Source organism: Thalassotalea sp. PLHSN55 (assembly GCF_052030545.1).
Taxonomy (GTDB): domain Bacteria; phylum Pseudomonadota; class Gammaproteobacteria; order Enterobacterales; family Alteromonadaceae; genus CANMXU01.
The window spans coordinates 147282-158880 of sequence record NZ_JBPDIH010000007.1; the positions used below are offsets into that span (position 1 = coordinate 147282).

The following is an 11599-nucleotide window of genomic DNA, read 5'->3' on the forward strand; positions in this document are numbered from 1 at the left end:
TAAAAGTTTTTTTTAGAAATATTTGCTTTTTTGTATAAAAAATAACGTTTAGCATAAAAATGCAGCTATATATAAGTAGCAAACCAATAAAAATAAAAGAAAAACTCAGTGCCTCGCGTATTAAAAACTTAATAAATGTGTAACTTATTTGTAAAGCGAAGACTGTATATTTCCAAATAAGATGGGAATTTATTCGTCTTTTTTAATTTGTGTCATTAATCTGTAATAAAACGTTAATATTATTGCCGGCATTGAAACTTTGAACAAAAAAATAGTATTTATCAATTAAGGTATAACAACATGAAATTTGTAAAAAACGCTCTATCAATAGCTATGTGTTCATTATTCACATTACCTGCATTTGCTGCAGATAAAGATGCTGAATTAGTAGATTTTTACGGTAAGGTTAATATTTCTGTTCAAGCAACAGATGAAGGTGACTTTAAAGAGAAAGAATTAAAAAGTAACGCTTCTCGTGTTGGTGTGAAAGGAAAGTATGAATTAGCTCATGGGTTAACTGCCATTTACAAGTTAGAGTTTGAAGTTAATATCGACGGCGACTCTAGCGAAACATTAAAAGCACGTAACCAATGGGTTGGTGTTCAAGGTGATTTTGGTGAACTAACGGTTGGTCGTTCAGATACTACCTTTAAAGTAGCTCAAGGTAAGTTTGATTTATTTAACGATTACGAAGGCGATATCAAGCACTTGTTTGTTGGTGAAAACAGACTAAGCGATACCATTTCATATAAATCTCCTGTGTACTCAAATGTTCAGTTTTTAGCAACTTACATTTTAACTGAAGATTCAGACTCAGATGATTCACTTTCTGTTGCGTTAACATATGGTGACTTAAACCTGAAAAAAACGGATTACTTTTTATCAGTAGCCTACGATAACAAAATGGCGGTAAACAAAGGTTCTAGCAGCGGTATTAAAGGTGTTCAGTTAAACAATACCCGTATTACTGGTATGTACAACTTCGGAAAATTACGTCTTGGTGGGATGTTAGTTGATACTGAACTTGAAAGAAGTGGTAAGTCAGAAAATGGTTACGCGGTAAACGTAGCGTATAAATTTGATAAAGTTCAAGCTAAAGCACAGTTTCAAGAGTTTGCTGGTTCTAATGCAGTTAGCCTTGGCGCCGACTATAAGTTAGGTAAATCAACTAAAGTATATGCTTGGTATACCGACCGCGAAGGCCTTTCGTATGTTGACTCTGACATGACAGTTAACTCGATTGCCACTGAAGGTGATTACTTTGCGATTGGTATGGAACAGAAGTTCTAAAATAACACTATAGTCTCTTAAATAGATTAAGGTCAGTAATTAGGTTTACTGGCCTTTTTTGTTAGTGCTTTTGCATTTTTCCCTGTTTTTCTTGGTTTATTAGCCTCTCGTTGATCAATCCTTGGCGTTATTGATTATAATTAGTTTTATCCCTGTCATAAAATTGTCACAAATATTTAGCACAATGACGTTAATTCAGACATTTATTATAATCTTTTTTGGACTTAGGTATGAGTAGACAAATTTTAGTGGTAGAAGATGAAGCCCCAATTCGAGAGATGATTTCTTTTGTATTGGACAATAACGGTTTTAATCCTACTGAAGCAGAAGATTATGATGCCGCTTTGGCAAAAATTCACGAACCTTACCCAGATTTAATTTTACTTGATTACATGCTACCTGGTGGCACGGGTATTAAATTGGCGAAAGCGTTAAAGCGTAATGAATATACACGTGAAATCCCGATCATCATGTTAACAGCTCGCACTGATGAAGACGATAAAGTGCAGGGATTTGAAGCGGGTGTTGATGATTACGTAACTAAGCCTTTTTCACCAAAAGAATTAATTGCCAGAATTAAAGCGGTTATTCGCCGTGTTTCGCCAACATCGCTCGAAGAGCCAATTGAATATCACGGCATGGTGCTAGACCCTGTCGCTCACCGAGTTGCGATTTCTGATCGTAGTTTAGATCTGGGGCCAACCGAGTTTAGATTATTACATTTTTTCATGTCGCACCCTGAACGTGTTTATTCTCGCGAACAATTGTTAGATAATGTCTGGGGTACAAATGTTTATGTAGAAGATCGTACCGTAGATGTGCATATTCGACGTTTACGTAAAGCCATTACCGGTGAAGGGCATGAGAACTTCATTCAAACGGTACGTGGTGCAGGTTATCGTTTTTCTGGTAAAGTAAGCTAGTTGTAAGTTTAATAGTCAATTGCCAAATAACTTTGCAACCCAGGGTCAGCTAATTATGTTAGTTTGAATATTACTTAATGATGCAAGTTCAAGTGTTCTTTACCTTATATGCAATTTGATTTTTCAGCTCGCCAACTTATTACACGATTAATTTTTTGGCTGTCAGTGAGTAGCTTTGTTGGTTATCTCATTGGTCATGTTTGGGCAGCAATGACCTTAGTAAGTGTCTCTTTATTAATTTGGCATTACTTACACTTAAATAAATTGGTGACTTGGCTGTGGAATAGCAAGTCATTGTCTCCTCCTATGGCAGAAGGTGGTTGGGGTCGAATTTACGACGGCCTTTATCACCTTATTCGTAAACACCGCAACAAACAAAAGGCGCTTAATGAACGTATTCGTCGTTTTCGTGATGGTGCCGAAGCCTTACCTGATGCCGCATTAGTATTGTCGAACGACCTAACTATTTTGTGGGGCAATAAAAAAGCGCAAAACCTCATTGGTATTCAATGGCCTGGTGATGTTGGTCAGCGCATTGATAACCTAATTCGCTTTCCTGAATTTGCCAAATACCTTGAAGCGGGAAATTTTGAATCACCGTGTAATGTGCCGTCACCGCTTGATGCAGAGAAACAGCTAGAATTAAGAATGATGGCTTACGGAAGCGACCAAGTTTTATTTTTGGCACGTGATATTTCTAAAGTGCATCGTTTGGAAGAAATGAGGCGCGACTTTGTTGCTAATGTGTCTCATGAACTTAAAACCCCGCTAACCGTTGTACGTGGTTATGTGGAAATGATCCAGCTTGCTGAAAACGACTTTAGCCCACAATGGTTGAAGGCGTTTTCAACTATCGAAGGGCAAGTATCACGCATGGATCGCTTGGTTGAGCAGCTGTTAGTGTTATCGAAAGTTGAAGTTAACTCTGATGTTGAAAATAGCGATATCGTTAATATGCCTGAAATGTTGGGGCAGCTTATCGAAGACTCTCAATGGTTAAATGTAGATAAAAAGCACGAAATCACGTTTGATATTGCTCCTGATATCGCCATGCTTGGCAGCGATACTGAGCTAAAAAGTGCCTGTTCTAATTTACTGTCGAATGCGATTGGCTATACTCCGGAAAATGGCAAAATTCACGTGTCGTGGCAATATGATGGTGAGCGCGCAAAGTTTTCTGTTACGGACAATGGCCCTGGCATTAAAGCCGTTGATGTGGCACGGTTAACCGAACGATTTTACCGAGTTGATAAATCCCGTTCGCGTGACACTGGTGGCTCTGGTTTAGGTTTAGCGATTGTTAAACATGTGGTCAGTCATCACCATGGCGAATTAGTGATCAAAAGTGATTGGGGCAAAGGTAGCGAATTCTCTATTTACTTTCCTAACGAAGTTATTTCCTCTCTGAAAAATTAATTCAATATATTACAGTAGCTTATGATTTTGCTGATTTAGGCTCTGTCATAGAACTGTAATATTACTTCAATATAATTGTCATATTAAGTTCTTATAGTTATCACAATTAAATAAAGATGACTCTTACTGGAGAAAGAAATGAGTTTAAAGCGTACTTTAACCATGATTGGCTTTACAGGCTTACTTAGCTTTGCAAGCCATGCTGTTGATAGTGATTTACCAGAATATAAAAAAGTGAGTGGCGTATCTGGCAACTTATCGTCAGTAGGTTCAGACACTTTAGCAAACATGATGACTTTTTGGGCTGAAGAATTTAAGCGTACTTACCCAAATGTTAACGTACAAATTCAAGCGGCAGGTTCTTCTACTGCGCCACCAGCATTAACTGAAGCGACTTCAAATATTGGTCCTATGAGCCGTAAAATGAAGTCTCGTGAAATTGAAGCATTTGAAAAGCGTTACGGTTACAAGCCAACGGCTGTTCGTGTTGCAATTGATGCCTTAGCAGTATTTGTTCACAAAGATAACCCAATTAAAGGTTTACGTATTGACCAAGTTGACGCGATTTTCTCAAATAACCGCAAATGTGGTGCAAAGAGCGATGTTGACCGTTGGGGTGATTTAGGTTTATCAGGTGATTGGACTGGTAAAGACGTTCAGCTTTACGGCCGTAACTCAGTATCAGGCACATACGGTTACTTTAAAAAGAAAGCACTATGTAAAGGTGACTTTAAAAATACAGTAAACGAGCAACCAGGTTCAGCATCAGTTGTTCAGTCAGTATCTGCGTCATTAAACGGTATTGGTTACTCAGGTATTGGTTACCAAACATCAGGTGTTCGTGCGTTGCCATTGTCTAAGAAAGACGACAACTACATTGAAGCGAACATGGAAAATGCAGTAGCTGGTAAGTACCCACTTTCTCGTTATCTATATATTTACGTTAATAAACATCCAAGCAAGCCATTAGCGCCGATGGATGCTGAGTTCTTAAAATCAGTTTTATCAAAGCAAGGTCAAAAGATTGTTGAAAAAGACGGCTACATTCCTCTTCCTGCATCAGTTGTTGCTAAAGAATTCAAAAAGCTAGGTTTATCTTTATAAGCTAAGCAAAAAAATTGATAGAAATGCCTGGCTTGTTCAGGCATTTTTTTTGCTTTTTTTTTTGGGGGGGGGGAAATAAATAACTAATGACATGTCGTTTAGAACTTAATAGTTAATTCTTATCGCTAAATTCTTGCAGCTTTTAACTTTCTTCCGCTTACCGCTTAAATCTTGTCGCTTTTAATTTTCCGCTAACGGCTTTCTGCTTAATCTTGCAGCTTTTAACTTTTCCGCTTACGGCTTAACTATGGGCTTCAATCGCTAAGGTAATGCCGACTTTTTCTAAATACTGCTGCTCATGAAATAATTCCGTATCAACTAACGGACGTTCTAACAACCAGCTTTGTTCGCAATGTAAGTAAAGGGTTTTCTTTTTATAGGCGAGGTTAAAGGGCGGCAATTCATTTAAATGGCGTTGCTGATTAAGTAAAACTGATAAGCGTAAAATAATGCAGATCGCTAACAAGGATTGTGGATCTAGCATGTACCACTCAAGTGCTTCAATGTCAGAAATCTTTTTCCGTTGATTGCCAACTAGCCAAGCAAGTGCTTGCTGCTGCTCTTGGTTAAAACCCGACAAATGGGCATTATTTAAAATATATTCACCGTGTTTTTGATAACCACCGGTATTAATATCGGTGCCTATTTCGTGAATTTGCGCAGACCATTGCAATAATTCTTGATAAATACTGTCGGTGAAGTTGAATTTTTTGGTGATATCTTCAAAAAAGGTGGTTGCTAGCTGACTGACATTATCGGCTTGTACTTGGTCGATGGTAAACCTTGTGCCTAAGCTGCCAATTGTGCGCTGCTTAATATCGTCACAACGGATCTTATCAAGCTGTTGATAGAGTACACCTTCACGTAGGGCCTGCGAGCAAAAATCAAGCTCGCTGATACCAAGCATCTCAAACAGCGCGATTAATATGGCAACACCAGAGCAAATAAGCTCGCGTCGGTTTTCTTTTAAACCAGCTAGTTTGATATTGGCTGTTGTTTGCGCCTTGATTAACTCGCTTTTAAGCTTTTGTAATTGCTTAAGCGTGATCGGCTTTTTGATTGCTTCGTCATAATTTAGAATATTATAAATTGCTTTGATGGTACCTGAGGTGCCAATAGCCGCTTGCCAGCCCTTTTTTTGAAAACGTTTAACCAGTGGCTCAATTTTGTATTTTGCTTCGTTAATGGCTTTTTTAAAGTGTTTTGAGCTAATGTTTTCGTCTGGAAAATATGCCTTTTGGCAACTAACACAACCGATATTTAAACTGGCGAGGGCTTTTACATCAAAGCCTTCACCAATAACACATTCAGTACTGCCACCACCAATATCGATGATCAGCTGTCGTAAACTCGACTCACTGTTGTGAGCCACCCCTTGATAAATCAAACGGGCTTCTTCATGGCCCGAAATTACTTCAATATCAAATGGAAAAACTTTCTTTGCCGCCTGTAAAAAGCGTTTAGCATTTTTGGCTTTTCTAAGGGTATAGGTTGCGACAACGCGAAAATTTTCAGCGGTTAAGTTTTCGGTGCTTGACAGTAAATTTTCTAACGTTGCTACGCCGCGACTAATCGCCTCGTCACTTAACATGTGGTTATCATCAAGACCGCTAGCCAGTTTTACCTGATACTTCTCGGTATGTAAAACTTGTAAGTTATCATTGCTTAAACGGGCATAGACATAATGAAAACTGTTGGAACCTATATCGAGCGCCGCCAAAAATTTTTCTGGGCTAGTATCAACATTCTCAGGTGTCGCACTGGTCTGCGGATTTTGTTCACTCATATATTGGTTTCAATTATTAGTCGTTAGCTAATAAGTCCTCATTGCTTTGTTCTTCTTGGCTTAAATAATCAAAAATGGCAAGTTGCGAGCGAATTTTTTTGCGGTTGCCGCGAGCAACATAGCGATTGTTTTGACTTTGATTGATCACTCTTGCCTTAGTGGTATCTTTAAAGTGTAGATCAAGGGTGTGAATAATTCGTTTTTGCAAGGTTTCATCATAAACCGGGCAGGCGACTTCAACACGGTGATCTAAATTTCGTTCCATCCAATCGGCTGAGCTGATAAATACTAGCTTATTTTTATTGTTTTCAAAAACCATAACGCGTGGATGTTCTAAAAACTGATCGATAATCGAAATGGCTTTAATGTTTTCACTTTGCCCTTTAACACCTGGCACTAGCGCGCACATACCTCGCACAATTAAGCGAATTTTCACTCCTGCGTTATTGGCTGCATAGAGTTTATTGACTAAACCTTTATCGACTAAGTTGTTTACCTTTATGGTAATTTCGGCTTTGAGCCCTTGCTCAGCAAAAGCGATTTCGTTATCGATTAACTGGTAAAGACGTCGGCGAGAGGTCAGCGGAGAAACAATTAAATGATTGAAGCGAAACCGTTTATAACTATGAGAAATAAACGAAAATACCTGTTCAACTTCTTGGCATATTTCTTTGTGCTTGGTAAATAAGGCAAAATCGGTGTAGATGCGGGCATTATTTTCATGAAAATTACCGGTGCCGATATGGGCATATTGCACTTTTTTCTCTTGCTCGATACGGGTGATGACACAAAGTTTTGAATGGATCTTTAAGGTGTCGATGCCAAAATCTACGTGAATGCCAGCATCTTTCATTTTTTTAGCCCACTCAATATTGGCCTGCTCGTCAAACCTTGCCCGTAGTTCAACGACCACGGTGACTTTTTTACCGTTTTTAACCGCCTCAATCAGTGAATTAATGATACGGGAGTCTTTGGCGACGCGATAAATATTAATTTTAATATCAATCACTTTTGGGTCGTACGACGCTTGGCGAATAAACTCAGTAAAATGGCGAAACTTGTAATACGGGTAATACAATAAAATATCTTGTTGGCTAATCGACTTAAATACCGATGAGTGCTCTAAAAATGCTGTTGAGTCGAGCGCTTTAATTGTTGGGTTTTCAAGCTGCTTACGACCCAGGTTTGGAAATTGGGTGAAATCTTTAAAGTTACGGTATTTAACCCCCGCTTCGAGTTTTTCTGAGGCCTTAATTTTTAACGACTTTTTAATGAACTTTAACATGTAATCGGGCATGTTTTTGTCGTGCACTAAACGCACCACATCAGCTTTTAGTCGCTGCTTTAGCCCTTTCGACATTTTATCAAGTAAGCTTTTATCAAGCTCGTCTGTCAGGTTGTATTCCGAATCACGGGTCAGCTTTATTGAAAAGGCCTCAATAGTGTCGTATTGGAATAAGTGGGTAAATATATCATTGATGAAAAAGTGCACCACATCATCAAGCATCACGATGTACTTTTCTTTTTTACTGCCTTTGTTTGGTAAAACAATGAAACGTTTTTCTTCGGTCGTGGGTATTTCAACTAACGCATATTGAATATTTTCGTTGTGCTTTAAAGCGGCTAAAAAGTATATCGACTCATCGTCAATCACATCTGAAAAGTTGGTATCGGCGGTAATAATAATCGGGGCAATATGACGAATAATACGATTGTCGAAGTAGGCTTTAAGCCATTTAAGGTGTTCGTTTGTTAAGTTGTTAGTGAAACTCGAGTCAGGTGTGCTGTTGAAAATAACATGAATATGGTGACGATGTAATTGTTCAAAAATATCATCGGCAATTGCTTTAAATCGGGTACTTAAGTGATTTACCTTTTTATTGATGTCGGCGAGCAGTAACTCTTTATCGTTTTGGTTAGACTCTTTAGCACGCTCGACCAGTACTTCTCGACGAATACTAGCGACACGCACTCGAAAAAATTCATTTAAATTTGCAGAGTAAATACCGAGAAATTTAATGCGTTCTACAATCGGCACCGACGCATCGGCAGCCTCTTGTAAAACGCGTTCATTAAATGAAAGCCAACTGAGTTCTTTATCAAAATATTGGGGCAAATCTGTCATGGGGGAATTTCCAACTACATCAGTTTAAATTATTGATATCAGTAAGTTATAACCAGACATTGTCTCAAAGTATTATGACGTTTTTATGTCATCGTGAAATATCGACCATTAAATCGTCTGCTAGGTTTTCTAAGGCATCAATTAAATTATCTGTTGCTTGATCGCCTGAAACGGTAATAGTGGCTTTTGCTTTAAATAGCTCTTGCCCACTGTGAGCTGCGCTTTCTTGTTTAGTGACTAGCTTTAATAAGTTACCACCTTGTTGATGTACTGTTGACGATATTTCTTGAATAATGCCAGCGCGGTCGTTGGCGGTTAATTCTAGAACAATACTTGGCTGTAACTTTTCTGCTGATGCTTGGGTTATGGTGCTAACCGCTTCAAGGTTTTCGATTTGTTTAATTTCATTGACTATTGCGCTGGTATTTTCTTCGCTAACTGAAATTTCTATAACACCGGCAAAAGTATTGGATAAATGATGCAGGCTACTTGCTTGCCAGTTGCCTTGGTGTTTTTTAACGATGTTTGACAATGTGTCTACTAAGCCTGGGCGGTCTGGGCTAACAAAAGAGATCACAAGGTTGTTCATAATGCGTCCTTAAATTATTAAATGAATATCATAGGGAATTTTATTTGAGGGGTATTAGGCAGAAGCTCCAGTCAATTGAGATAGCTCTTTATTGAGCTGACTTTCGTCGCCTAAATTAAGTTCAACTAAACGTCTTAAAGAGGTAATGCTGTCAATGTCGATGGCATTGCAACGTAACCCTGTTTCGCCGTTTTCTTGATGAACAACAGCGATATGCATAACAACTTCTTCTTGGTCGTTTAAGTTAAAACTTAATACGCCCAGTTTGTTAATTAATGGTAGTTCACTTTCAGGAGTATTGATTAACGCTCCATTTAACGAGATGTCGAGAATTGATACCGGATATTTTCTTTCTTCAATTTCCACATTCGCTTCAATCGAAAATAATATGCGGGTAAATTGCCGTCTGTTTTCCATTAGTTATCATCATCTAGTTGTTACATACTCTTAGCATAGACTTGTTTTAAAAAAAAGGCACCTTAAACAGTAGATTAAGGTGCCTTTTTTGATAAAAAATAACTCATTGCTGAAAGTATCAACAAAGGTCAATACGCTCTAATTAGCTAATACGTTTGTATTTAATGCGATGTGGTTCCATTGCCGCAGCGCCTAACGTTTTCTTCAACCATTCGTCGTATTCAGTAAAGTTACCTTCGAAAAAGTTAACTTGGCCTTCATCGCGGTAGTCAATGATATGGGTCGCAATACGGTCTAAGAACCAACGGTCATGAGAAATTACCATCGCACAACCTGGGAATTCTAAGATGGCTTCTTCTAAGGCACGTAATGTTTCAACATCAAGATCGTTGGTTGGTTCATCAAGTAGTAATAAGTTACCGCCAGTTTGCACAAGCTTAGCTAGATGTACACGATTTCGTTCACCACCTGATAAATCCTTAATGAATTTTTGTTGGTCGTTACCTTTAAAATTAAAACGGCTACAGTAAGCACGGCTTTGAATTTGGTAATTACCGATTTCGATAATATCTAATCCGCCAGATATTTCTTGGTAAACGGTATTGTTTTCATCCATATCGTCGCGGAATTGGTCAACGCTGGCAAGCTTAACGGTTTCACCTAATACCGCGTCACCTGAATCGGCTTGCTCTGCGCCTGATAAAATTTTAAATAAGGTTGATTTACCCGCGCCGTTAGCACCAATAATACCGACAATAGCGCCTTTAGGAATGCTAAAGCTTAAGTCGTCAATTAATACACGACCATCAAACGACTTCGTTAAGTTGGTGACATCTAATACTTTGTCACCCAAACGTGGTCCAGGTGGAATATAAAGCTCGTTGGTTTCGTTACGTTTTTGGTGTTCTTGGTTATTCAATTCTTCAAAACGTGCCATACGGGCTTTGTTTTTAGATTGACGCGCTTTCGGATTTGAACGCACCCACTCAAGCTCTTGCTTGATGGTTTTTTGTAGGGCATTTTCGCTTCGGTTTTCTTGCTCTAAACGCGCGTCTTTTTGCTCTAACCAAGAAGAGTAGTTACCTTCCCATGGAATACCGTGACCACGGTCAAGCTCAAGTATCCAACCAGCAACGTTATCTAAGAAATATCTATCATGGGTAATGGCAACCACAGTACCAGAGTAGTCATGTAAGAAACGTTCTAACCAAGCAACAGATTCTGCATCTAAGTGGTTGGTAGGTTCGTCAAGCAATAGCATATCTGGCTTTTGCAGTAATAAATGACACAGTGCAACGCGGCGACGTTCACCACCACTAAGTACGGCAATTTTTTGCTCCCAAGGTGGTAATCTTAGGGCATCGGCAGCGCGTTCTAAAACGTTATCGATGTTGTGGCCGTCTTGGCTATTAATGATGTCTTCTAATTGACCTTGCTCTTTAGCGAGTGCGTCAAAGTCAGCGCCTTCAGCAGCATATTCATTATAAACTTCATCTAAACGCGCGAGAGCGTTTTTAACCTCAGAAACCGCATCTTCAACAACTTCACGTACGGTTTTAGTGTCATCCAGTTCTGGCTCTTGTGGTAAGTAACCAATTTTTGTTCCAGCAAGGGCGGTTGCCTCGCCTTCAAAGTCTTTATCAACACCGGCCATAATACGTAAAAGTGTTGATTTACCTGAACCATTTAAACCTAATACGCCAATTTTGGCGCCTGGGAAAAATGATAAAGAAATATCTTTTAAAATAGTACGCTTAGGAGGAACAACTTTGCTCACTCGGTTCATCGACATGATGAATTTATCTGGTAACGGCTGAGCCATGGGGAAACCTTTTGCTTGGTAGAATTTATGGCGGTTATTTTAGTTGATTCATCAGTGATTAAGCAAATAACTCGGTACGCTTTATCAGAAAAAGTTTATTAATGAAAATAGTATAGGTATTGGTAAT

9 protein-coding genes are annotated in these 11599 nt (G+C 38.8%); 4 read left to right on the plus strand and 5 right to left on the minus strand.

Annotated features, from left to right (window positions below):
- The first annotated feature begins 300 nt into the window (after nucleotides 1–300).
- The 4 genes from ACRRSQ_RS14775 (at nucleotide 301) to ACRRSQ_RS14790 (ending at nucleotide 4733) form a co-directional block, all read left to right on the plus strand.
- Entirely contained in the window at nucleotides 301–1290 is a 990-nt protein-coding gene (locus tag ACRRSQ_RS14775) for a porin (protein WP_440876529.1), read from the plus strand.
- Nucleotides 1291–1520: 230 nt separating this feature from the next.
- Nucleotides 1521–2213, plus strand: coding sequence for a phosphate regulon transcriptional regulator PhoB (phoB, locus tag ACRRSQ_RS14780; protein WP_440876530.1), 693 nt, complete (start codon nucleotides 1521–1523; stop codon nucleotides 2211–2213).
- 108 nt (nucleotides 2214–2321) lie between these two features.
- Nucleotides 2322–3629: a phosphate regulon sensor histidine kinase PhoR gene (gene phoR, locus ACRRSQ_RS14785; RefSeq protein ID WP_440876531.1), complete on the plus strand. Its 1308-nt coding sequence runs from the start codon at nucleotides 2322–2324 to the stop codon at nucleotides 3627–3629.
- Nucleotides 3630–3791: 162 nt separating this feature from the next.
- A complete protein-coding gene (locus ACRRSQ_RS14790) occupies nucleotides 3792–4733 on the plus strand; it encodes a PstS family phosphate ABC transporter substrate-binding protein (protein WP_440876656.1) in 942 nt (313 codons plus the stop codon).
- A gap of 241 nt (nucleotides 4734–4974) precedes the next feature.
- Here ACRRSQ_RS14790 and ACRRSQ_RS14795 read toward each other — a convergent pair whose 3' ends face one another.
- The 5 genes from ACRRSQ_RS14795 to ettA form a co-directional block, all read right to left on the minus strand.
- A complete protein-coding gene (locus ACRRSQ_RS14795) occupies nucleotides 4975–6519 on the minus strand; it encodes a Ppx/GppA phosphatase family protein (protein ID WP_440876532.1) in 1545 nt (514 codons plus the stop codon).
- Nucleotides 6520–6535: 16 nt separating this feature from the next.
- Complete coding sequence (gene ppk1 / locus ACRRSQ_RS14800; RefSeq protein ID WP_440876533.1) at nucleotides 6536–8644, minus strand: polyphosphate kinase 1; 2109 nt, start codon at nucleotides 8642–8644, stop codon at nucleotides 6536–6538.
- Between the two features lie 88 nt (nucleotides 8645–8732).
- Nucleotides 8733–9233, minus strand: a complete 501-nt coding sequence (locus ACRRSQ_RS14805; RefSeq protein WP_440876534.1) for a glycine cleavage system protein R — start codon at nucleotides 9231–9233, stop codon at nucleotides 8733–8735.
- Nucleotides 9234–9287: 54 nt separating this feature from the next.
- A complete protein-coding gene (locus tag ACRRSQ_RS14810; protein ID WP_440876535.1) occupies nucleotides 9288–9650 on the minus strand; it encodes a PilZ domain-containing protein in 363 nt (120 codons plus the stop codon).
- A 142-nt stretch (nucleotides 9651–9792) separates the two neighbouring features.
- Nucleotides 9793–11472: an energy-dependent translational throttle protein EttA gene (gene ettA, locus ACRRSQ_RS14815; protein WP_440876536.1), complete on the minus strand. Its 1680-nt coding sequence runs from the start codon at nucleotides 11470–11472 to the stop codon at nucleotides 9793–9795.
- Nucleotides 11473–11599: the final 127 nt, after the last annotated feature.

Excerpts from the sequence above, each read along its gene's own strand:
- ACRRSQ_RS14775 (WP_440876529.1), top strand. The coding sequence starts at position 301 with ATGAAATTTGTAAAAAACGCTCTATCAATAGCTATGTGTTCATTATTC.
- ACRRSQ_RS14810 (WP_440876535.1), bottom strand. The coding sequence starts at position 9,650 with ATGGAAAACAGACGGCAATTTACCCGCATATTATTTTCGATTGAAGCG.
- ettA (WP_440876536.1), bottom strand. The coding sequence starts at position 11,472 with ATGGCTCAGCCGTTACCAGATAAATTCATCATGTCGATGAACCGAGTG.
- phoR (WP_440876531.1), top strand. The coding sequence starts at position 2,322 with ATGCAATTTGATTTTTCAGCTCGCCAACTTATTACACGATTAATTTTT.
- ACRRSQ_RS14790 (WP_440876656.1), top strand. The coding sequence starts at position 3,792 with ATGATTGGCTTTACAGGCTTACTTAGCTTTGCAAGCCATGCTGTTGAT.
- phoB (WP_440876530.1), top strand. The coding sequence starts at position 1,521 with ATGAGTAGACAAATTTTAGTGGTAGAAGATGAAGCCCCAATTCGAGAG.
- ACRRSQ_RS14795 (WP_440876532.1), bottom strand. The coding sequence starts at position 6,519 with ATGAGTGAACAAAATCCGCAGACCAGTGCGACACCTGAGAATGTTGAT.
- ACRRSQ_RS14805 (WP_440876534.1), bottom strand. The coding sequence starts at position 9,233 with ATGAACAACCTTGTGATCTCTTTTGTTAGCCCAGACCGCCCAGGCTTA.
- ppk1 (WP_440876533.1), bottom strand. The coding sequence starts at position 8,644 with ATGACAGATTTGCCCCAATATTTTGATAAAGAACTCAGTTGGCTTTCA.